General features: G+C 44.9%; 23 protein-coding genes. 7 read left to right on the top strand and 16 right to left on the bottom strand.

Translation table 11 applies throughout. From position 1 onward, the window contains the following. Positions 1–74: 74 nt before the first annotated feature. The 5 genes from JF50_RS26400 to JF50_RS20370 all read right to left on the bottom strand — a co-directional run bounded on the left by JF50_RS26400 (position 75) and on the right by JF50_RS20370 (position 3,825). Positions 75–1,040 carry a FecR family protein gene (locus JF50_RS26400; protein WP_052262584.1) on the bottom strand — a complete coding sequence of 322 codons (966 nt, stop codon included), beginning with the start codon at positions 1,038–1,040 and terminating at the stop codon, positions 75–77. Between the two features lie 14 nt (positions 1,041–1,054). Further along, on the bottom strand, positions 1,055–1,558 hold the full coding sequence (locus JF50_RS20355; protein WP_052262586.1) for a sigma-70 family RNA polymerase sigma factor: 504 nt from the start codon (positions 1,556–1,558) through the stop codon (positions 1,055–1,057). 472 nt (positions 1,559–2,030) lie between these two features. After that, positions 2,031–2,561, bottom strand: coding sequence for a TlpA disulfide reductase family protein (locus JF50_RS26405; RefSeq protein ID WP_052262589.1), 531 nt, complete (start codon positions 2,559–2,561; stop codon positions 2,031–2,033). 168 nt (positions 2,562–2,729) lie between these two features. Next, entirely contained in the window at positions 2,730–3,245 is a 516-nt protein-coding gene (locus JF50_RS20365; protein ID WP_080760312.1) for a YbaN family protein, read from the bottom strand. Continuing rightward, positions 3,214–3,825 (bottom strand): biliverdin-producing heme oxygenase, encoded by a 612-nt coding sequence (locus JF50_RS20370; RefSeq protein WP_039611211.1) that lies wholly within the window; start codon positions 3,823–3,825, stop codon positions 3,214–3,216. The genes JF50_RS20365 and JF50_RS20370 overlap by 32 nt, the downstream gene beginning before the upstream one ends. Before the next feature lie 302 nt (positions 3,826–4,127). Here JF50_RS20370 and JF50_RS20375 point away from each other — a divergent pair, with 302 nt between their 5' ends. The 3 genes from JF50_RS20375 (at position 4,128) to JF50_RS20385 (ending at position 7,905) form a co-directional block, all read left to right on the top strand. Then, positions 4,128–5,315, top strand: a complete 1,188-nt coding sequence (locus JF50_RS20375; RefSeq protein WP_039611212.1) for a cellulase family glycosylhydrolase — start codon at positions 4,128–4,130, stop codon at positions 5,313–5,315. A 254-nt stretch (positions 5,316–5,569) separates the two neighbouring features. After that, positions 5,570–7,588, top strand: a complete 2,019-nt coding sequence (locus JF50_RS20380; protein WP_235423487.1) for a methyl-accepting chemotaxis protein — start codon at positions 5,570–5,572, stop codon at positions 7,586–7,588. 98 nt (positions 7,589–7,686) lie between these two features. Further along, the gene (locus JF50_RS20385) at positions 7,687–7,905 is read left to right on the top strand and encodes a TIGR02450 family Trp-rich protein (RefSeq protein ID WP_039611213.1); all 219 of its coding nucleotides are present in this window, start codon (positions 7,687–7,689) and stop codon (positions 7,903–7,905) included. Positions 7,906–7,907: 2 nt separating this feature from the next. On the opposite strand, the gene JF50_RS26410 is transcribed toward JF50_RS20385, so the two are convergent. Continuing rightward, positions 7,908–9,122 (bottom strand): helix-turn-helix domain-containing protein, encoded by a 1,215-nt coding sequence (locus tag JF50_RS26410; RefSeq protein WP_052262594.1) that lies wholly within the window; start codon positions 9,120–9,122, stop codon positions 7,908–7,910. A 188-nt stretch (positions 9,123–9,310) separates the two neighbouring features. On the opposite strand from JF50_RS26410, the gene JF50_RS26415 reads away from it, so the two are divergent. Next, complete coding sequence (locus JF50_RS26415; protein ID WP_052262596.1) at positions 9,311–10,024, top strand: DUF2306 domain-containing protein; 714 nt, start codon at positions 9,311–9,313, stop codon at positions 10,022–10,024. 161 nt (positions 10,025–10,185) lie between these two features. Beyond that, entirely contained in the window at positions 10,186–10,998 is an 813-nt protein-coding gene (locus JF50_RS20400) for an SDR family NAD(P)-dependent oxidoreductase (RefSeq protein WP_039611214.1), read from the top strand. Here the strand turns inward: JF50_RS20400 and JF50_RS20405 are convergent. Further along, positions 10,995–11,885 (bottom strand): LysR family transcriptional regulator, encoded by an 891-nt coding sequence (locus tag JF50_RS20405; protein ID WP_039611215.1) that lies wholly within the window; start codon positions 11,883–11,885, stop codon positions 10,995–10,997. The two genes, JF50_RS20400 and JF50_RS20405, sit on opposite strands and share 4 nt — an antisense overlap. Positions 11,886–11,983: 98 nt before the next feature. Between JF50_RS20405 and JF50_RS20410 the strand changes: the two genes are divergently transcribed. Continuing rightward, on the top strand, positions 11,984–12,976 hold the full coding sequence (locus JF50_RS20410) for a zinc-dependent alcohol dehydrogenase family protein (protein WP_039611216.1): 993 nt from the start codon (positions 11,984–11,986) through the stop codon (positions 12,974–12,976). A 316-nt stretch (positions 12,977–13,292) separates the two neighbouring features. Here the strand turns inward: JF50_RS20410 and JF50_RS20415 are convergent, their stop codons facing one another. The 5 genes from JF50_RS20415 to JF50_RS27270 form a co-directional block, all read right to left on the bottom strand. Beyond that, the gene (locus JF50_RS20415) at positions 13,293–13,676 is read right to left on the bottom strand and encodes a hypothetical protein (protein WP_039611217.1); all 384 of its coding nucleotides are present in this window, start codon (positions 13,674–13,676) and stop codon (positions 13,293–13,295) included. Then, the gene (locus JF50_RS26420; protein ID WP_052262598.1) at positions 13,673–14,269 is read right to left on the bottom strand and encodes a hypothetical protein; all 597 of its coding nucleotides are present in this window, start codon (positions 14,267–14,269) and stop codon (positions 13,673–13,675) included. Before JF50_RS26420 ends, JF50_RS20415 begins: the two co-directional genes overlap by 4 nt. 191 nt (positions 14,270–14,460) lie before the next feature. Continuing rightward, positions 14,461–15,837: a class II fumarate hydratase gene (locus tag JF50_RS20425; RefSeq protein WP_039611218.1), complete on the bottom strand. Its 1,377-nt coding sequence runs from the start codon at positions 15,835–15,837 to the stop codon at positions 14,461–14,463. Between the two features lie 8 nt (positions 15,838–15,845). Then, positions 15,846–16,217, bottom strand: coding sequence for a hypothetical protein (locus tag JF50_RS20430; protein WP_046354893.1), 372 nt, complete (start codon positions 16,215–16,217; stop codon positions 15,846–15,848). 95 nt (positions 16,218–16,312) lie between these two features. Next, entirely contained in the window at positions 16,313–16,483 is a 171-nt protein-coding gene (locus JF50_RS27270) for a hypothetical protein (protein WP_155735588.1), read from the bottom strand. Between the two features lie 197 nt (positions 16,484–16,680). Between JF50_RS27270 and JF50_RS20435 the strand changes: the two genes are divergently transcribed. After that, positions 16,681–17,271 (top strand): DUF938 domain-containing protein, encoded by a 591-nt coding sequence (locus JF50_RS20435; protein ID WP_039611219.1) that lies wholly within the window; start codon positions 16,681–16,683, stop codon positions 17,269–17,271. Here JF50_RS20435 and JF50_RS20440 read toward each other — a convergent pair. The 4 genes from JF50_RS20440 to JF50_RS20455 are packed head-to-tail and all read right to left on the bottom strand — an operon-like array spanning position 17,248 to position 22,877. Beyond that, positions 17,248–18,402 carry a GNAT family N-acetyltransferase gene (locus JF50_RS20440; protein ID WP_152614620.1) on the bottom strand — a complete coding sequence of 385 codons (1,155 nt, stop codon included), beginning with the start codon at positions 18,400–18,402 and terminating at the stop codon, positions 17,248–17,250. The genes JF50_RS20435 and JF50_RS20440 overlap by 24 nt on opposite strands. Continuing rightward, on the bottom strand, positions 18,398–19,669 hold the full coding sequence (locus tag JF50_RS20445) for an alpha/beta hydrolase (RefSeq protein ID WP_052262599.1): 1,272 nt from the start codon (positions 19,667–19,669) through the stop codon (positions 18,398–18,400). Before JF50_RS20445 ends, JF50_RS20440 begins: the two co-directional genes overlap by 5 nt. After that, complete coding sequence (locus JF50_RS20450; protein WP_039611221.1) at positions 19,645–22,395, bottom strand: ATP-binding protein; 2,751 nt, start codon at positions 22,393–22,395, stop codon at positions 19,645–19,647. The genes JF50_RS20445 and JF50_RS20450 overlap by 25 nt, the downstream gene beginning before the upstream one ends. Before the next feature lie 20 nt (positions 22,396–22,415). Beyond that, a complete protein-coding gene (locus JF50_RS20455; protein ID WP_039611222.1) occupies positions 22,416–22,877 on the bottom strand; it encodes an Lrp/AsnC family transcriptional regulator in 462 nt (153 codons plus the stop codon). Positions 22,878–22,978: the final 101 nt, after the last annotated feature.

Here is a 22,978-nt window from a genome sequence, read left to right on the forward strand (position 1 = left end):
CGGGGCAGTCAAAAAAAACAGTACCCAAAAACTAAAAAAATTCAGAATTTTTTTTAGTTTTTGGATTATTTTAATTATTTCAATGAGATAAAGTGGAGATGATTGGCTACTGATTGATGTTTTATGGTTGGATCGGATGCCAACATTTTCATCGCGAGTTCGATATTGTCAGTCGGGTAGACACCAGAAACACGAATATGGCTGAGTTCTGTGCTTTGATACATTAAGATGCCCGGATAATGTGCCTCGAGTGATTCCAATAACACAGTGAGGCTAATATCATTAGCGACCAATCGATGGTTTAACCAAGCTAAGCGGGTGCTCGGGTTGGTTGGGTAAGGGCCTGTTAAGTATCTATCTTCTACTTCCATGGCTTCGCCTTGCTTGCCTGTTACACAGTTATTTTGTGGCAAATAGCACAGTTTTACTTTGGATTCTGTGACGACGACGTAAGTATCTTGTCCGCGTGCTTTGACCGAGAAGCTTGTACCCAGTGCGGTTGCGCTGGTGTCCTGTGTTTGAACGACTAACGGCCAGGATGGATTGGTGGTTGCGTCGATATGTACTTCACCTTGATGTAGGCGAATCAAGCGGGTCTCGTCATCGAATTCAATGTCAATTTGGGTTTGTGCATTGAGCGTGAGTACGCTGCCATCTTGGAGTGTAATCGTTTGAGTTTGCCCTTTGAGGGTATAGTGATCCGCTGTGATGCCGCTAAAACCAAGGTGGTTTAACAACAAACCAAATCCCGAAAATAAGGCGATACTGAGAAAGGCTTTTGCTGCACCATGACGCTTTGGTGGCTTTTTATCTAATACGTTATTTAAAACGCGCCCATTTAACCCCGCATTTGTGGGCGCTTCAAACTCACCCCATAGAGCCGTTAATTCATCATATGCTTTTTGATTCTCTGGGTGTAAGTTTAGCCATTGATGATGTGCTTGAATATCTTCGTCAGTTGGCGCGTCCGAATGTAATAAGGCACACCAATCTGCGGCTTGTTTGAGTTTATGTTGGTAGCTAGAGTTGTGTGCCGACATAATGATCTCTGGGCTTAATCCATCAGTTGGCTGTGGCAATGCAATAGTGTCTGAGCAATGTATTTTTGTACCATGCTTTCAGAGACATCAAGTGCAGTGGCGATTTCTTTGTACTTCATCCCATCTAAACGGGCCATTAAAAAAGCACGTCTGGGCTTATCTGCTAATCCTTCAAGTAAACGAGAGAGCGCTTCCAGTCTTTGCATCGTCTCTAATACGGTTTCACAAGAGGGGGCCTGCGCTTGTGGCAGCTCACTTTGCGCCTCGATATAAGCCTGCTCGATACGTTTTCGACGTGCTTTATCTATGATCAGGCGGTTTGCAATTGTCGCTAAATAGGCGCGAGGCTCTTTGACCTCGAGCAAATCGGTCGATGAAGTCAGGGCCCTGATAAAGGTGTCCTGAGATAAATCTTGTGCATCGTGATGTGAGTGTAGTTTCAACTTGTTCTGTAAAAACCTCACTAGCCAAAATTGGTTATCGCGAATAAACAGATCTATACCAGCGGAATTTGACACCGTTTGTTCCTTACTATAGTGCGTAAATGTAAATAATTATCATTAACGGTACCATTAATAAAGTATTGGGGCAAGTTTATTGTGTCTAAGATAAAAGTTGGCAAAGTAAAAAATTAGCAGGGTTTAAAGTGCGATTAGAGACGATAAAAATGACGTGAAGACGGTTGATAGTGATAACTGGATTGACCTTTGAATATAGATTGTATCTGTGGTAATTTGATACTAAAAGTATTGAAAAGTTTAGAAAATTGCTATTTAGAAGCGTGTTCATATTGATGGGAAATGGTCTTTGTTATTTTTATACATTAGGCAGTCATCATTTTCTAAAGATGTGTTTTTGTTGTCGTCAATTGAGCCCTAGTACAATATTAATTATTTAATTTTATACAATATATGAATGCCTTTATACCGAGGTAAGTTGCAAGGTTTTCAGACACTATGTTGATTTGTTCTGAAAACCAAACGCGTAGTGTTATCCTTGCTCTTCGAGCGACGGCTTACTCGTCAATACTTTTTCAATGGCTTTAAGCATGGGTTGGGCTGTTCGTTCACTATAGCCTGCTTGGGCGAAGGTAACCTGGCCTTGCTGATCTATAACGAGGGTGAAAGGTAACCCGGGCTTTTTTAACTTCTTATAGAGCGTATGCTTTTTGTCGAAAACAAAAGTGACTTGCAGACCACGCTTTTCAAATTGCTTTAAGAGGCTTTTATACGTTCTTCGGGTTTGCCCCAGATTGCCTTCCTCCTTGGTGTTAACAACAATCACGCTCACTTTATCGTGACCTAATTTGCGTTGTAACCCCTCTAGTAATGGTAGTAATTGTTTACAGTATGGGCACCATGAAGCCCAAAAGGTGACAATGGTAGGCGTGGTACTGCTTCTGTAAATCGGTGCTTCGTGCTGATTTAACCCGAGTACTTGATCAGCACTTATATGCTCTACATCTGCGTTTGCTGTTGTTGTAAAACACAAAATAAATAAAATCACACTATACCTTAGCATAATTCGCTCCTTGTCATTTTGAACCTGTTATGTTCATGAATTGTAACGTGTTATAGAAGTAGAACGATATTTTTATGACAAGATAACAGGTTGACTGTGTTTTGTTTGTTTATCTCCGCGACAAGGAGGGAGTGAGGGTGTAGTTGAATAGCTTAGGTGGCCAATGTTTTAGTAGGTGGTGGGTGAATACTCAACGAAAAACCAGTAGCACAGTAATAAACAAGAAACCGCGCTGAGCACGATATTTAAACACTTCTCTTGCTGAGAATTGCCTTGCGAGTTTGGACAGTTGGGTTTGGCAAACAAGTAGTTGCAGATAAAGGCAAACAGCAAAAACAAAGCGACTTGTAACCAACCAAACGAAAACAGCAGACCAGATATTATCAGGCTGGCACTCATCCCTGCTGCTGCAAAGTACTTGGCGGGTTTTGGTACCACTTGATGTCGCTGCCAATTCCTCAGTATATGGCCGAATCTGGGGTGTGTTAGCAGCCAGAGCTCAAGTCGAGCAGAGGACTTTGAAAAACACCACAATGCGATGATCAGAAAAACCGTGGTTGGCATGATTGGCAAAATCGCCCCAATGAATGCGAGCCCCAATGAAATAACCCCACCAAGCTGGTAGGTATATTTCACTAGGTTTTGACGAATATTACGCGACATGCGCATTTTCTGGTTGTGCATAACTTAGCTCAACAAGCGCATTGGCAAATTTGAACGCGGCTTGTGCGCCTTCGAGCATTGCTTGTTCTTGTTGCGCGTTCAGTGGGGCATCTTCAATGCCTTGCATAAACTGGCGCCAATGAGACCCTCTACTTTTTTCTGAACCTGCTAAAAAGCGAGCGCCAAATTCACCATTTAAGCCTAACTTTTCAGCCTCTTTTGCCAAAACAGCCGCGCCGAGTTTTGAGCCCTCTATGACATATAGCCAACCTAAACTAGCATAGTGGCAATGGGCCACATTGGTCGTGTTGGGGAGTGGCGCAGGTTGCGCTATATTGAGATCTTGGAAGTCTTGGCTGAGTGCTTTGAAGCGGTTACGTGCGACTAGATCAGGGACCAGTTTGGCGAGCTGAGTGTCTAAGTAGAGTGACTCAACATGACGCATTAAGTGAAATTGGTAACGTAAAAAGTGACCATAGTTTGTTTTGTTATCAAATGGCGATTGCGCCATGATTTTTTTATCTAATTGGTCATGGACACTGGATGTGGATGCCCTCAGTTTACTCATTCTCGGGTAGTTAGCAGATCGTAAGTTACTCATTTTTTTTCTATTTAATTCATCATATAAATAAGAACGCGCGAGTGGCTAAAACCCATAATATAATTGGTGTTTATTTTGTAACTAGCTGATTGAGTTGTTTTATATGCCTGTCATTGCATGTTGGAAAGCCTGGCCCAAATAACGCGATAAGAAAACAGTGCTCCAGTGATGATTTTCAGCACATTTCAATCCATTTTCAATACTTTACGATCAATTTAGCGAAATATAATAGCCTTTTTGGTTGGTAACCTCTATATCTCAATCAGGAACAACTATGTAAATAATATGTAAAGGTGAAAGAGATGAAAAAACACGATTTGAGTGCTGTCTTATTGGCATTCGGACTGATATCAAGTCAGGTTTATGCTGCTGATTGCAGCACCGTAAATACCTATCCAGATTGGCCACAAAAGAACTGGCAAGGGCAACCAAGTCATGCTGGTACGGGTGATAAACTGGTGCACAATAATACGCTTTATCAAGCTAAATGGTGGACAAGCTCGGAGCCCGGTACTGGGTCCGCGTGGCAATATTTGGGTCGCTGTGACACTGGCGTCCATATTACGCCGGTTGAAAAGTATGGCCGCTTGCAAGTGTGTGGCACGGGTTTGTGCAGTGAAACCAACCAGCGTATACAATTACGTGGCATGAGTAGCCATGGGTTACAGTGGCATGGCTTGGGTAAATGTTTGACTGACAAAAGCTTAGATGTGCTGAGCTATGATTGGCAAGCCGATGTGCTGCGATTGAGTTTATATGTGCAAGAAGGCGGCTATGAAACAGATCCGGTTGGTTTTACCAATCAAATGCATACGCTTATTGAGATGGCGAGTGCGCGCGGGCTTTATGTCTTAGTGGACTGGCATCAACTCGACCCGGGCGATCCCAATTATAACGTTGAGGCTGCCAAAACGTTTTTTACTGAAATTGTCACCAAACACAAGCACCGCAATAACCTTATCTATGATATTGCCAACGAGCCTAATGGCGTGCCTTGGTCTGCGGTGCGTCACTACGCCGAGCAAGTTATTCCGGTGATCCGAAATATCCAGCCTAATGCTTTGATCCTGGTTGGTACACATGGTTGGTCAACGTTTGGTGCCTCCATGTCGGATGGCGATTTACAGGATGTAATCGATGACCCGGTGCCGTTTGATAACATCATGTATACCTTCCACTTTTATGCTGCCGCACACACGGATTATCACCGCAATATGCTCGATAGAGCGTCGGATATTTTCCCTGTATTTGTCAGTGAGTTTGGTACACAGCATTACACAGGTGGCGGCGCAAATGACTTTGTGAGTTCGCAGAAATACATTGATTTAATGGCAAGAAAAAAAATCAGTTGGACAAACTGGAATTACTCAGACGACCCACTCAGTGGTGCGGCGTTTAAGGTAGGAAGCTGTGCGTCGCAAAACTTTGCTGATTCGGAGCTTAAAGAAGCCGGTGCATGGATCAAAGCAAAAATATTAGACGGGCGTTAGTCGTTTCACAAGCCGGTTTAGCGGTGGCAAAAGAGCACGGTCACGCTCTTTTGCTGCGATTTTCTTGGTGACGCGTCAGTGCAGTTAAGTTTAAAGTTATCTCATTCAAATTATTGCTATATTTGCACTTTTTTACCTTTTATCGGTATTCTTGATGTCTTTTGATTAATTCATTTATTTTCATTTAGTTAATAACAAAAAATAAATAATTTTGCAATCTGGTGAGCTGTACTATAGTTTAATTCGTAAAAAAAATGTTTAAGAAAAATAGTGGTGCAGTGATGTTACAAGCAATTGCTCGATTGGTTTCTAGCCATATGACAACCGTTGTATTACTACCATGTTTACTCTTAGGTGCAGTGATTTTTTACGATGTATCCATGTCGGCTAAACGGATGAATGACGCCTATGATGCAGAGTACAACGCGTTTTTGAGTCATATGGTATTAAGTGTTATCCACGAGACGCAAAAAGAGCGGGGGGCCTCTGCGGGGTTCATTGGCTCTAAAGGCACTAAGTTTAAAGATAACTTGCATCAGCAGCGCACACAAACAGACAGATTACTTTCCACATTGAAACAGGAAAAACTAAAGTGGGATCTGATCCCAGAAATGGCCAAAGAGTTGGCCGAGTTTGAACGCATGTTTGGTAACTTGTCGCAAATTCGAAATCGTGTAGATGACTTGTCTATCCCGTTATCTGAAGCATTGAAGTTTTACACAGATATCAATCTCAAAGCATTACATATGGTGATCACCGCATCGCGGCTGAGTAACGATCACACCATCGCCACTGAATTGGTGGCCATCTACAACTTTTCTAGCGCCAAAGAATCCGCAGGTATTGAACGTGCCGTTTTATCTAATGTATTGAGTCGAGATAGCTTTACGCCAGCACTGAAAACCAAACATGTTGCGCTGATGACAAAACAAGACGTGTATTTAGAAGAAGCCTTGGAGGCCTCGCCTCTAGAAATGAAACGCATCTTAGAGCAGGCACTCAGTGGCAGTGCCTTTCGCGAAGTGGCCCGTTATCGCAGTGGCGTTGAAAGTAAAAATGACAATTTTGGACTGGATGCGGAGAGTTGGTTCAAAGCGGCCACAGATCGTATTAACGCTCTGAAAGCAGCGGAAGAAAAAGCGCTCAGCTTGGTGGATGAAACGGCCATTAAAATTCAGCAGCATGCGGTGTGGGTGTTGGTTATAGAGCTGATCATTTTAGTCGTTGGCTTGGTGATCACCGCGGCATTGTTTTTTGCGATCCGACTGCGTCGCCGACAGTCAGCAAAAATTGCCGAAGGCATAGACATTGCCATGCTAAACAAAAACCTTGGCCATGAGATTGGCGTCATCTCTAAAGATGAGCTGGGTAAGTCTGCCAATAATATCAATAAATTAACCCGCCAATTTGAAGACGATTTGATTGAGTTTGCCAGGGTGTCTTCCAGCATTGCAAATGCCTCTCAAGAAACGGCAACGGCGATACAGCAAAGCCAAGAAAATTTAGTGAGTCAGCAATCTGGTATTCAAACGATTGCGTCTGCTTCTGAGCAGATGAGCGCCAACATTCAAGTGATTGCCAATTCGATGAACGAAAACGCGGCGGCTGCAAAAACCGTGACCCAAGAATCATTACAAGGTCAGCAAGTAGTGGCTGATGCAGTGCAAGTGATCCAGCAAGCCTCAGATGATATGGCACGCTCTGCACAATCGGTGGATGCACTGAATGAGCGTGTAGGCAGCATTTCTTCCATGGTTGAAATGATCAAAAGTATTGCAGAGCAGACCAACTTACTGGCATTGAATGCCGCCATTGAAGCGGCCCGTGCTGGTGAGCAAGGGCGTGGTTTTGCCGTGGTGGCTGATGAGGTACGTAGCCTTGCCAGCCGCACCCAAAAGTCGACAGAAGAAATCTCAGCCTTGGTGAGTGAATTACAAACCAGCTCCTCAGAGGCGTCTGATGTGATCACACAAGGTAAAGAGAATGCGCTGGAAGCGGCGCAGCGTGCGGAAGAAATTAAGCGTGCCCTTGAGCAAATAGTTGAACAGGCTCAGCAAGTTGAATTGGTGACCGAGTCTGTATCGAGTAACACTCAGCAGCAAAGCAACGCCATTGATGAAGTGAGCAAAAACATCAATGGGATATTCCAAAAAGCCACGGAGAATGTCAGCGGGGCTGAACAAATCAATATTGCTGCCACAGACATTGCTAGAGCCGCACAAATGATGGATAAATTGATAGCTGAATACACGGTGAGTCAGTCAGTGCGCTGATCCTATGCAGGCGTGCTGATCAGGTATGCCTGTTGTTATGTTGATCTGGGATGATAAATTTGGCGTATGAAACAGCAAATTAATTTAAAACTTGATTTATGCAGCACACACTTACTCCAAAAAAGTTGCTCCACAGTAAGTGGACGTCAGTTAGCCCAACACACAAAGAAAAGCATTTTATGGTCACGTCAGTTGAGTTTGATGAAGATGGCAAAGTGATCGAGTGCGTGATTGAAGCGCTGATGACTAAGCGTGAAATTGCCATTAATTGGCGTACACTTAAAGACCCTAAAATATGGAAGATGGGCTGGAAGTAGTCCTAATCCGTGCTGTCTTGTTGCCGATAGGCACTGGGAGTCATGCCGGTGTGTTTTTTAAAGGCGGCATAAAATGCAGATTTAGAATTAAAGCCAACCAACATGGCGACATCTAATATGGTCTTATCACTTTGTACGAGCGTGTGTTTTGCCGCATCGACACGGTGCTGATTCACAAAATCGAAAAAGCGGATATCCAGCGTTTCGTTTAAGGTTTGAGAGATATAATGACTCGGTGCACAAATGTGCGCTGCGAGCTTTGGCAGTGACAAAGCAGGGTCTAAGTAGAGCTTATCACCTTGCATGGCACGCTGTAATTTTGTGGCAATTCTTTGCGCTTGCTGGGCGTCCAAAGCGGAGCGCTGATACTTTTCATCACGGCTTGCTGAAGGGGCATTGAGCGGTGGCTTGTCAGGCTCAGACGTTTTATCAAGATCATAACATTCCACAAAGCCTGGTTTTTGCCTTAAGCCCCACAACGATAGGCTATATACGAGTAACAAGACTAAAGTGGCATGTAAATGCGGGCTGTGTGGAATTGGACTCAGCAGGTTATCAAATACTAAGTTCGTGGCGATAAACAGCCATACCCCGCCAACTGAACTTAATAACCAAACTAACCAGTGCAGCTCTTTTTGCTCGGTTGATGCAAAGACATCTTTGAGTTTGGCATGATAATCACGCAGCTGTTTAATGATTTTGTAAAAGTACCAAGCAGATTGCAGCACCCAGCCGAGCACACTGATAAATGTGATGATTAATAAGCCATAGATTAAAATTTGCAGTAGGCTTGGGGCTTGCTCAATCAACGCGAGATTGTCGTTGACCAAAATTGCATGCTGATAGGGTGCGGGTAAACACAATGCGATAAGTGTAATGGTGCAGCCAATGCATGCTGGGATCAGATGCTTTATATCATGACGTGAAAGCTGCCAAGGTGTATTGCTGGTGAGTGCTTTGGTGTATAGCCATAGGCTGGGTGCAATCAATAACAAGGCAGGCAATGACACTAATAGGTTGATAATTTGCCACTCGATTGGGAGTAATACTTTGCTGATGGGTAACATAGCAATGAGTCCAATGGAGAGCAAACAGACTGCCAAAGGACGGTACACGTGTTGCGAGTGCATCCGCAAAATAAGCTGATGTGCACTGAAAATGATGACACAGAGCGTGGCTACATTGAGGGCAAATAGGGCGGGTTGCTCAACGATCATCCGTCTGACAACATGTTTTTTATTAAAATAAAAATAAGCATATAAAACAACATATTAAATGGTTTTTTACGTATTAATCAAGCCGGGCAGTCCTGGTGTTTTTGTCCTTCCCAATCAGCGAGGACGACCTTTATTCAATCATCTTACATAATCATCGCATCCTTCACCAGATGAGTTAAGTGAGTAAAATGAATAGATACAATCAACCCATTGCGTTTAACTGGCCGGTGGTCAGTGGCCTGCTTGTTATTATGGCGATCCCCGGTTTACCGGCCATCATCATTATTGCGTTAGTGCTGTTGGGTCAAGCAGGTGTTTTTGGCATGACTGATGTCATAAACCCTCAGTACATAGCAGCGCCTGCTGCGATATTAACCCATGCTTTAGCGGGGGTAATCTTCTTTTTAACTATGCCTTGGCAGTTTTCTCCTCGCTTGCGTGTGCGTTACCCGCGTTGGCACAGGCTTGCTGGACGCATTGCGGTACTTTCTGGCTGCGTGTTGGCGCTATCGGGAGTTTGGTTACACCTTGTGTCGTCTCCAGATGAGCTTGGTGGGCGATTTATTTCGTTGGTCGTGATGAGTATCGCCATTGTGGGGGCATTCTCTGTGGCTGTTTGGCAGATAGTGCGCGGCCAAGTGACAGGCCATAAAAAGTGGATGATGCGTGCGGTGGCGATAAGCTTAGCTGCCATTACGCCGCTATTTATTGGTGCGATAGTGCACTTGGTATTGGGCCATTGGCAAGACACATTTGCATCTCTACTGACGATTTACCGTGACTACGACAGATTGATTGCCATGTGCATTAACCTAGTCGTGGTTGAATGGTTAAGTAAACCGCCACATCAAACGGATGAAGCAAGCGCAGAGCTTAGAGCTGCGTCATCGCTCGACAAATAACGATGTCCCATTTAAACAGTGATTCTGAGCGTGTTTTGATACTTATTATCAATTTATTTTTGAAACTGATTTAAAAACATACACTATTATCAATATGAGTTAGGTGTATTAAAGTGATCCGCAGACATTATTGACACGGTTAATGGGCAAAGGGGCGCGCAATGAGCAAAACCATTTTAATTACTGGATCGACAGATGGCATTGGCAAAGCCTGTGCAATGACTTTGTTGATGCAAGGACATCGTGTGTTATTACATGGCCGTAATCAAGCAAAGTTAGATGCACTGCGTGATGAACTATCCACACGCTTTGGCAGTGATCGTGTTACCGGTTATTGTGCGGACCTATCTGTGTTGGCCGAGGTCTGTGCTTTGGCTAAGGCGGTTAGGGCAGATCATGCGCAGTTAGATGTGTTAATCAATAATGCGGGTGTGTTCAAAACCACACAAACGCTCAGCAGTGATGGGTATGACATGCGCTTCATGGTTAACACCATTGCGCCTTATATTTTGACGCAAGCACTGCTGGCCATTGTGCCAAAGCAGGGGCGCGTTATTAATTTATCATCTGCAGCCCAGTCGCCATTTGAGGTCAGCGAACTATTAGTACCTAGTAACCTGTCATCGGGGGCGGTGTATGCAAAAAGTAAATTGGCGTTGACTATGTGGTCAATGAGCTTGGGGACACAATTAAAAGCGAGTGGTCCATGTGTGGTTGCGGTCAACCCCAAATCTTTTTTAGGCAGTAAAATGGTGCAGGAAGCCTATGGCATGCAAGGCAGTAGCGTGCAATTGGGGGCGGATATTTTAGTTGAAGCGGCCTTGAGCGAGCGCTTTGCTGATGCAGGCGGGTTGTATTTTGACAATGACATTGGTCAATTTAGCCCGCCCCATCAAAGTGCTGAGGAGCAGGCGTTACAGACGAGGTTAATGGAGACCTTGGCGCAGTTAAATCAACACGCGAATTCAATTTAATCCCAATAAGGGACCTCTCCGATATACGCTTTGAGGTAATCAATAAACACCCGCACTTTGGGCGCTAACATGCGAGAGCTTGGGTAGACCGCCCACAGTGCCGTGTCGTTTACGAGGGGAGAATCCTTCAACACTTGAACCAGCTTGCCTTCTTGTAGCGCTTGATAGGCACACCACATTGAGCACAGTGTGATCCCCATACCGCGTATGCAGGCATCACGAATGGCTTCCCCATTATCGATATGCAAGCCACTGATGGGTTTGAGCTTAATGTTCTGCGAGTCACCTTCAAACACCCAGTGATCGATGCCAGTTAAGTTAATCAGCGGGTGAGTGTTAAGCTGCTCTATGGACTCGGGCGCACCATGCTGGGCGATATACTCAGGTGATGCGCATAAAATACGCGTATCGCTGGCAAGCTTACTGGCGATCAGTGAAGAATCACTCAGCGCGGCATTACGGATAGCCACATCAAAGCCACCTTCTACCATATCAACGATACTATCACTTAAGCGGAGGTCTATCTTCAGTTCTGGATAGCGCTGTGTAAAATCTGCCAATGCCGGCACGATGTGCATCCGTCCGAATGAGGCCGGTGCTGTGATCCGCAATGTCCCTTGAGGTGTATGACTGCCTGCGCCAATGGCGGCTTTGGCGACTTCAACACTTTCGAGAACGGATTCTGCATGCGGTAAAAAAGCCAATCCCTCTTCCGTTAATGCCACTTTACGGGTGGTGCGATAGAGCAGTTGTGTTTCCAGCGCTTCTTCTAACTTATTAATATGGGCGCTGGCAACGGCTGCAGAGAGCCCGAGTTCTTTACCCGCAAGGCTAATGTTATGCGTGGCGGCGATGCGAGTGAATAATTTTAAATGTGCAATGTTCATTATCAATCAAATCTAAAAACTGATTGTATTTATATCGATATTATCAAAAGTATAGTTAAAAAGTAGACTGTTTGTATTCACTGAACGAGGGTTTAATCATGAAAGCAATGGTCATCAATGAATTTGGCGGTACAGACGTATTTACACAAACAGAAGTAGCAAAACCAGAAGTCAGCGCTGGGCAGGTTCGCGTTAAGGTGATGGCGAGCAGCATTAATACGGTAGATATGATGATCCGTGAAATGGGAGCGGCTCTACCGTTATCGCCTGCTTTGCCTGCGATTTTAGGTATGGACTTTGCCGGTGTGATTGAGTCAGTTGGCGAGGGAGTGGACGGTTATCGTGTCGGTGATGAGGTTTATGGTTGTGCAGGTGGATTAGCAGAGTTACCTGGCGCATTGGCTGAGTATATGATTGCCGATGCCAATTTAATTGCACATAAGCCGACGTCATTAAGTATGCGTGAGGCCGCAGCCCTGCCATTGGTTGGGATCACTGCATATGAAGGGTTGGTACGTGCGGGGGTGGCACAAGGTCAGCGTGTACTTGTGCATGGTGGCGCTGGCGGCGTCGGGCATGTTGCGGTGCAATTAGCGGCCCATTTTGGTGCCGAGGTGTATGCAACAGGTTCCAAACCGGATCAGCTTGACTTGATAACACGCATGGGCGCAACGCCAATCAACTATCAAACCGAATCGGTATCAGATTATGTGGCTACGCACACACAAGGAGCAGGCTTTGATCTAGTATATGACTCGGTCGGTGGAGCAAACTTGTTGAATTCATTTGAAGCGGCTGCGCTTAACGGTCAGATTGCAACAACGGTATCATTGGCTGAGATTGATTTATCCGTGGCGCATTTTAAAGGGCTGTCTTTGCATGTGGTCTTTATGCTTATTCCAATGCTCCACAATGTGAAACGCGCTGAGCATCACCATATTCTGGCCAGTATGGCAGAGATTGTCGACGTAGGTAAACTGAGCCCTGTTTTGGATGCATCAGACTTGAGTTTTGCGCAAGTGGGCGAAGCGCATGCGCGTTTGGCCAGCGGTCAGGCCATGGGTAAAGTGGTCGTGAGCAATCTTTGGTAGCCATTATTGGGCACTGTTTGTTGCAGCAATTAAAATTAGGTGCAGATTTAACAATGTACCGCTATGATAAAATTATGTATCTAAGCGTATGAGTTGTCAGTGTCTTTTTATCTACTATCGTTATTGTTGATGTTTGCGTTATTTGGCGTGGCATCCACTTATTTGTTGCGCTTTATGTATTGCTATTGGATCAAAAAGCGCTTGGTATTATCTTATCTGGGATCGGCGGGATTGTGCGTTTTACTGGTCGTCCCTTTGTTGTTACTGAACCATTTTTTAGCGGGGTAGGCAGTGAAAAACGACACTGCCTATCAGATTATTTTAATACGATGGACTGGCATTCATTGCTAATACATAAGGCTTGAACCGGTAATACGGGCTCACAAATATCACTGGCAATTTTGTTTTGGTTTTCAGACTGCTCAGCTAAGGTGACGGCTTTTGCCGCACGCTCAACATCTTCTTCATTCACATTCCGTGACGAATACACTAGATAGCGGCTCGGTCCGCCACATGTCAATCGCTCACCAACTGCAATGACTTTACATTGAAAGCTGGCATCACACCCTTTATCAGCAATTATTTGCTCAAGCGAATCGCCGGAGCGGGTCGTGGTAGACTGTGATCCTGAGTCTGTGGTTACACAGCCAGTCAAAAACGTCAGTGATAGACCAAAAGCAATGCCGAGTTTACACTTCATCGATAGTCCCTAGTTGGTGATTTATTAGTACCACCTAGTGTAACACAAGTATTTTCAACACATTGAGTTGCTGGCTGACGTAAATGCTCACAAATGCTGATCATCCCGTGTTTGGCATTATACTGCGCCTCGCTATCGGTCAGCTTTTTAGCCAGTTCATACACTGTGTTTTGATCTGCGGTTTTAGTGGAGAATACTAAGTAGCTTGACGGTCCACCACATGCACGGCTGCCAACAGGAATGGCCAAACATTGGCTGTTACTGTCACAGCTTTTGTCCTTGGTGATGAAGTTTAAATATTTGTGTTGATTTTGGATCCCCGCTTGAGAAATTTCATCCTCGTTATAATGCGCGATGGGTTCCGCTTTGGTGATCATTTTAGCCGGTGCGGGCTTACCATGGCCGGTATCATGGCGCACTGCTGATTTAGTTTGTAGCTTCGCCGGTGCCAGTTGTTTTTTATTTTGCTTAGCCGGTTGCTCAGCGACTGGTGGCTGGGTTTGTTGTGATTGCGTTGTGTCAGAGCCGGCCTCTGTACTTGAACATCCTGAAATAACCAATAGGCTAGCAAGTGTTAGCTTAAATGCGTTCATAATCTATCCTGTTTTTTTTTTTAACAGTGTGCCGTGCTTTGCGCAGAGATACAAGCACGGTACGCTAGGGGTTGAGCAACTAATTGGGTGAAAATCGAACTGCTTCAGTGAGCCATAGCTCGCCTGTATCATGGCTGAATAGCCTCAGGCGAGCGTTGCACAAACCCTTATAAGATTAGAGCGCTTTTCGCTTATAGACCACCTTCAGTGAGTTTTTGTGGATTAAGCAGTGTTTTAAGCTCATCTTCACTCAGATTAGTGTGCTCTGCAGCCACTTCAATAATTGGGCGACCTTCTTTATAGGCTAATTTCGCAATCGCAGCTGCTTTTTCATAGCCGATCACCGGATTCAGGGCAGTGACTAAAATGGGGTTACGTGATAGCGCACGTTGGATGTTCTCTTCGTTGACTTTGAACGTTGCGATGGCTTTATCTGCGATTAAACGAGAGATGTTTGCCAACAACTCAATGCTCTGCAAAATGTTATAGGCAATGACAGGTAGCATCACGTTGAGTTCAAAGTTACCAGACTGACCACCCACTGTGATTGTGGCGTCATTACCGATCACTTGTGCACTTACCATGGCTGCTGCTTCTGGGATCACAGGGTTTACTTTACCCGGCATAATTGACGAGCCTGGTTGTAGTGCTTGTAGTTCAATCTCGGCTAAGCCAGCTAGGGGGCCTGAGTTCATCCAGCGTAGGTCGTTGGCAATTTTCATATTCGCGACGGCCAAGGTTTTTAATTGGCCTGAAAGTGCAACAATGGCATCTTGCGAACCAATGTTGTAGAAAAAGTTCGGACTTGGGTTGAAACGAATGCCGACATTGCTGCTTAAATGGGTGTTAAATGTCGCTGCAAATTGCTTGTCTGCGTTTACGCCAGTGCCGACAGCTGTGCCACCTTGACCTAACTGATAGACTTTTTCTAGAGATGACAAAATGCCTTCGTATGCCGAGTCAATTTGCTGCTGCCAACTGCTGAGTGTCTGGGCAAACGTCACTGGCATCGCATCCATTAAGTGTGTACGCCCTGTTTTTACATGGTGACCAACCTCTTTGCTCTTTCTTTCAATGGTTTGTGATAAATGCTTCAGCGCAGGTAGTAGCTCATAGACCGCCGACGTTGCACTGCTGACATGGATTGCTGTTGGGATCACGTCATTCGAGCTCTGCCCCATGTTGACATCGTCATTGGGGTGGATATTTAAACCACTTTGTTGACTTGCAAGGGTTGCAATCACTTCATTGGCGTTCATATTTGAGCTGGTGCCAGAACCAGTTTGAAACACATCTACTGGGAATTGGTCTAGGTGAGCACCATCAATAATTTGCTGACATGCTGCCGCAATGGCTTTGGCTTTGTCTTGATCTAGGTGACCTAGCTGCGCATTCGCTTCTGCTGCGGCCTGCTTGATATAAGCCAGTGCGCGTACAAAGCTGGTTGGCATGGTTAAGTCGCTGACTGGGAAGTTATTCACTGCGCGCTGTGTTTGTGCTTGGTACAGTGCGGTTTCTGGTACTTCTAAAGTGCCCATGCTATCAGATGCGGTGCGGTAAGTGGTCATACTGACTCCTAGTTAAAAGGATTGAATTCGTGACTGATGATCCTAGCTTCGCGTTCTAGGCGGTAAAAAGGCGCCATAGAGCGGTGCTGTTTTTTATAAAAGCGTTTGAGTGCTAGAAGCGGTTTATGAAGCTGCTCAAAGCATTGCTGCCGAAAACTCTGATGTACGAGCGGATCGGCGATGTGGTTAAGCAATTCAAAAAAGACACGTCGTAAATAAAGTTCTTGTAATAACACGCAGGGTTTTTTTTCATACCACTTAGCCAGCTTGAATCCATCTTCGATAAAGTTGGCCACATGCACTGGGGCATCTAAATAGGGGCGTTGACATTGTGTATCTAAGCGGGGTTGAAACTGACATAGAACTTGTGGTGTAACCATGACGTATTATATTTTAGTGTAACGATAATTATTATCATTACACTAAAATAGGAGATTAGCAACCCTTATGCGGATTGTAAGTGATGGTGTTATTGTCAGTTATAGCCCAAGATAAACTGCTCTGTGGTTTGATCTTTTTCTTGCTCTTTACTGCTGAGCAGATCAGCGACTTCTTGTTGATAGGTTTGCTTAGACTCAGCGGCTTGTTCCTCTGGGATATGGCCTAAACTTTGATTGGGCATATGTGTCACTTTTGAGTACTTCATTTTTGGCATCTCCATACAGGTTTTTGAACGGGTACACTAGGTACTTATAGTCAATACCTATGTTTTTTGCATACCATATACCAAAATTTTTTTATCTATATTTATCAGTACAGTAAATAGACATTGCGAATAACTCGTTGCAAAATGGGAATCACATTGCGCCAACTCGGCGCGTAAGTGGTCTATTTAGGTGCAAAATGACAAAGCCATACTCGCAAGCATGTGAAAATAATAAGGGGCCAATTTTAGCCCATTTAGCACCCTTCATCGGTAAGGCACAGAGTGTATTAGAAGTGGGCTCTGGGACTGGCCAGCATGCGGTGCACTTTGCCAAAGCACTCCCCCATGTGATCTGGCAAACCGCTGACTTGCCGTGCAATCATGACGGGATCATCAGTTGGTGTGAAGAGGCGGCGCTGGATAATTTGCGCCTTCCATTAGCGTTGGATTTAAATCAGCAATGGCCTGTGGCACAAGTGCCCGTGATTTATACGGCCAATACTTTGCACATCGTTTCTAAAGCGCTGGTCAAGCGCTTTTTTACAGGTGTTGAGCGTCACCTTGATACGGACGGTAAAGTCATAATTTATGGCCCTTTTAATTATCAAGGTGCATTTACGTCGCAAAGCAATGCTCAGTTTGATGCTTTTTTAAAGTCTCGTGACCCTGACAGTGGGATTCGTGACATTGAATGGGTCATGACACTTGCGATAGTAGCAGGTCTTAAGTTAGTGGCTGATCATGCCATGCCAGCCAATAACCGGCTATTGTGTTTTATACGGCAGTAATGTTGTGCACTGGCGCGCATAGTGGGCAATTTGGCCTCGTTCGGTATTGATAAAGTCGTCAATCGCCTGACTGAATAAAGGATGGCAGATGGTGTGATACGAGCGCGTAAACACCGGCTCAAATCCTCTTAGCAGTTTGTGTTCTCCTTGTGCTCCGGCATCAAAACGCGCCAATTTATGCGCAATGGCATAGTCGATCCCTTGGTAGTAACAGAGTTCAAAGTGTAAGTGCTCACTATGCTCTAGTACTCCCCAATACCTTCCATATAATGTGTCATTGTCTTGAAGATATAAACTGGCAGCAACCAATTCTTGTTTATCAGATTGGTCGTGTTTTCGATAGGCACAGCAGAGCTTTACCTGCTCTGGGATGGCATTAAATAACAGCTCAAAAAATGCACGAGTTAAGTAACCGTTGTGCCCTGAGCGCTTGCGATAGGTATGACAGTAACATTGATAAAAAAGATCTATGATATTTTTATCAATGTGCGTTGCTTCCAGCCAGACAATGGACAGCTCTGAACTATTAACCTTGTCGCGTTCTTTATTTATCATTTTGCGCTTACGTGCTTTCATCGTCGCTAAAAAGGCATCAAAATCCGCATAACCTTGATTATGCCAATGGAATTGCACACCATGGCGTTCAAGTAACTGCGTACTGGACCAAGCTTCTTCTTGGCGCGGGAAATTGACATGCCAGCCAGACCAAGCTTGTTGCGCCGCTTCGTCATCGAGAACAGATTGAATGAATGAATACAGTGTCTCTGTGGGTGCTTCACATAAAAGCCGCGCACCGACAACCGGTGTAAATGGCACACCAGATAACCATTTGGGATAATAATCTAGGTTATGGCGCTCATAGGCTTCGGCCCATGCCCAGTCAAATACATACTCTCCGTATGAGTGACTTTTAATATATCCAGGCAAAATGGCGACTGGGTGCGTGTTACCTTGCTGATATATCACTAAATGATATGGCTGCCAGCCTGTTTGGCGGCCAACACTGCCACTGAATTCAAGGGCTGACAACCACGCATAGTTGGTAAATAAGCTATCCCCAGCCAATCGCTGCCAATGTGATTGCTCTATGGCACTGATGCTGGTCACAAACTGATGATGATACGGTTTAATGGACATGGCGATTTAAGAACTCACTCAGTTGCTTGGTCAACCCTGCGTAGTCAGGATTAAAAGTGACTCTGGCAAGTGGTGTGTATGCCGCTTTATTGGTGCTGTGGTGTTCGCCAAAGATGATTTGCTTTGCAGATTTACAGGTTTGGTAGGCGGCTGCATCTGCAAAATAGCTGCCGCAGTGGCGATACGCGCCCTGCTCGCCGTAGTAGGGGTGATGTTGTGGTATCAGCAAACCAACGTGCGACATATCAATGACCTTGTCTAGCTTATCAATGTGTGTGAGTGCAATACGTTGGTCAAGTTCAATGGGATTATTGGCATAGAGTCTTAATGCCAAGGGCGCGCGATGTGTTTTGGCCCATCGCGTTAGCAACTGCAAGGTGGCTTGACTGTCTATGGTGGCATCAACATCACTGAGTATGGTTAAGATGGGCAGATCTGCAGGCACGTCACTTTGCATCATATCAACCATGACATTATGTACCAAGGCCGCAGCGGCAAGTGGGAAAGACTCATACTTGGCAAAATCCAGATCAGCATCCTCATCTAGCCAATTCATCAGCGGTAGCCAATCAACCCACTGCGCCATCCAGCTGTTCTTGTTATGTGACTCTGTGGCAGGGGCTACCAATGCCAAGGCTTGTAGGTTAGACGGTCTGTGTTTTTCGATCTCGAGGGTCGCTAAAGCGGCACCAGTAGAAAACCCCATGATGGCAAAATGTTTGAAATCTTGGCTGGTACGTTTGATGGCATAACGTACATGACGTTGCCAGTCATCATTGGTCACGTGCCGTAAATCATCTGCTGCCGTACCATGGCCAGGTAATAGTAAGGTTCTGACGTTAAAGCCTTGGCGATATAAATCTTGCGCAATGGTATTAAAAATATAGGGTGAGTCGGTTAAGCCATGGATCAATAAAATGCCTTTGTCTTGGTTGTTATGTAAAAGTTGGTAAGGGGCGATGTGATCAATAACCTGCGCTTGCTGCGCCTGGGTGGGCATCACAGAAGGCAGTGGGCAGAGCAGCGTTGCGCGTTTGTTACGCTTTAAGATTAGGGCTCTGGTGGCACTGATATAATCCGCATACGCCATATTTTCGGTCAGGGACAGGGCGGCGGGGCCGACATCATTGGCAAAGCGGTATTCGCCTGTTTGCATGCCTTCTAAGTATTGTTGATGATCTGTGGGCAGTGTTGTGCAGTCTTGTGCGACGGCACTGACTACCCACAGTGTTGATATTAAGCCGATGAATCTTTTGAGCATATTTGAGCGTAATGAGCCAGACATGTTCCTAGCTTATCGCGATCAAGGGGTTTTGCAAGATGGCTGTTAAATCCAATGGCTAACGCATAGGCTTTGTCTTCAGGCATAACATCTGCGGTGAGCGCCACAATAGGTAATGTTTTTTGATCGTATTGCTGACGCAGTGTTGACGTGGCCTGATAGCCATCTAATATCGGCATTTGGCAGTCCATTAAGATCAAGTCAAACTTGCCTTGTTGCGCGGCGGCAACAGCTTGCTGACCGTTGGCAACCAATTCGTAGTTTACGCCAAAAGAGTCTAGCATAGACTTGATCACGATTTGATTCACTGGGTTGTCTTCGGCCACTAAGACGCGGAGCTTGGCAATGTGCGTGTCATCAAATTTAGGCATCGCTGGACTGATGGCTTCACCAAATGGGCAGCGAATAGAGAAGTGGAAGTGACTACCGATATCCACTTGACTATCTACCTGCAAACTCCCGCCCATTCTGTCTGATAACTCTTTACTGATCGCCAAGCCTAATCCTGTGCCACCAAAGCGTCGTGAGGTGGAATTATCAGCCTGTACAAATGGTGAAAAGATATGTTTAAGGTGGGCTGAATCAATGCCTATCCCTGTGTCTGAAACACTAAATTGTACGCGATAATCAGACTCACTTTCCGTCACTTCACAGTGCAAACTGACTTGACCACTTTCAGTGAATTTAATGGCATTACTGCATAAATTGATCAGGACTTGCTCTATTCTTAGTTCATCACCTTTGAGCCAGACGGCATGATCGACATTACTGTAAACCCGCCAACTTAACCCCTTTTCTTTGGCACTGATAGAAAATAGGTTGTCCATGTGCTCAAGCAGCTTTTGTAAGTCAAAATTGTGCTGTTCGATATGCAGTTTATTGGACTCGATTTTGGTGATATCGAGAATGTCATTGACCAAACCCAGCAAGGTTTTGGCTGACATATTGATGTGTTCAATATATTTTTTTACAACGTCTAAAGAGTGTGAGGTTTGCGTCAAAGAAGCGAAGCCGATCACCGCATTGAGTGGCGTACGGATTTCATGACTCATATTGGCAAGAAAGCGGCTTTTGGCTTGGTTAGCCTGTTGTGCATCTTGTAAGGCAACATTGAGTGATTCTGTGCGCTCAGCAACCAAGTGGTTAAGGGCGATATTTTGATAATTGTAGAGCAAAACAATAAAGGTGATCAGGGCACAAATACACAGCTGTAACGTCAACAGCCAAATCGTTTGCTGGTGGTTCAAGTGGCTAATATAACTGTCTTTGATAGCTAAAGTTAGCCGCCAGGTTTGACCTGCAAAGCGAATTTGTGTGCTGTAGTGGGTATCTGCATGATACGGTTTTTGCGCAGTATCATAGTTGCTAAAAAAAGGTGTTTCGCTGTTGCCATCGTAAAAGGCGAGATCGTAATTGCTGGCCTGTGTCATTTTGAGTACAGAGGTCAGTAAGACGTCGGTTTGTACCACGCCAATGGCATACCCTATGATATCGGCATTGAGCGTGTGTTGTTGCGTGTCGTTCTGGCGAAAGACAGGCGAAAATAACACATAAGCTGGTTTTGCTGGTTGGGTCTGCACTAACTTGACGATATTGGTTGCCCTTGGCTGCAAAATAATTTCAGGGTCTTCCAAAGCGGCCTTGCGATTTGCTCTGGAGTAAATATTAAAGCCCAAAGAGGCAAAGTTTTCAGCTTGGGGCGACACATACTTCACCACCACCATGGGATCGGTGTCATTGAGCGACGGGCCATGCAATAAGACTTCTTTGCGATAGAGCGTATCGAGCTCCGTTTGCAAGGCCGCTGCGTCTGATTGTGGTATACGTTGACCCCAAGAAACGGCAAACAAAAATGGATAACGCGACCTTTGTTGCTGCGCAATTTGCATAAATTTGTTGTGATCAAACTGTGGCTGGGACTGTAACTTAGCCGCAACACCTTGTATCGCAAGCATGCTGAGATTAACATGTCGTAATACCACATTTTCGATGATATTGACCTCTCGCTGCGCTTCTCTTTGTGCAGCTTGTAAATTCCCTTGATTATACAAGTAAGTGGTTGCTGTCACTGAAATAAACAGAATGGAGCAAGTCGCTAATAAAATCCGTTTATGTTGGTAGCCACGCGGAGTAAACACAGTTAAGTTCAGAAGCATCAGTAGCAAAGGCGTGAAAATTAATATGCCCAAGCTGTCACCTAACCACCAAGCAATGACATTTTGCCAATGCTGTGAAAAGGCATATTGTGGATTAAATAGACTTAACGCGAGCATGCCGATATTGGCTGAAGTGACATTGGCAAATATGCCAACCAAGAAGACATAGTAAGCAATATTCTTTCTTGAACGCATTAATAGTGGGTCGCCAAGCCATAACCGCATTAAATATCCGCCGAGTAAGCCCTGTATCACCGCGCCTAATGCAACCACTGTCACTTGAATAACGTCACTATAATGTGCAATGTGTGTTTGCAGTCCAAAATAGGTGGTCCAATTGAACAAGACTGACGCAATAAATATGGCTGGTGCAAAACGCCAACCCCATAAAAAGCAGCCAACCAAGGCGATGCCTGCTGGCAGCCAAATGGGCAAAACTTGGTCTTGAAATGCGATGAGTGTGAAGAGTTTTCCAAAGCCAAAATAACCCAGTGCTAAGCCGATGTAGGCAAAAGCATGATGCAGTGGCGAGCGGAACTGAATGTGCATAAGTTAAATGCCTTTAAAATTCATAGTGGCACTCCGCGCTTGTTAAAGGTCTGCTTCAACACAATGGTTGATTCAACAGCTGCAATAAACTCTAAAGAGGCGAGACTATGCTTAACAAAATGCTCATAACTAGGTAAATCCTCAGCGAGGATCTCCAATAAGTAGTCATGGCTACCTGACACGACGGAGCAGCTTCTGACTTGTTGTAGTCCATCGACATGATTTTCGAAGCTTTCTGCTGCTTTGACTGAGTTTTTCGTCAAGCGAATAAATGCATAAACAAGTACAGAATAGCCGACAGCTGGCGGCGATATATCGGCATGATACCCCAAAATGACGCCATCTTGCTGAAGTTTTTTAACTCGGCGCAAGCAGGGGGTATCAGACAAACTGGCTTGCTCCGCAAGTGCGGCATTACTCAGGCGGGCATTTTGCTGTAATGCGCTGAGTAAAATCCTATCTTTATTGTCAATGTCAGGCATATTAGTTAATTCTGCTACTTTTTTGTATTTAAAGTTGGTATTCCACTAATTGAGTTTAACGATTAATAAATAATTGGCAAATATCCCTTCTGATGATTTGT

Source organism: Pseudoalteromonas luteoviolacea (genome assembly GCF_000814765.1).
Lineage (GTDB): Bacteria > Pseudomonadota > Gammaproteobacteria > Enterobacterales > Alteromonadaceae > Pseudoalteromonas > Pseudoalteromonas luteoviolacea_H.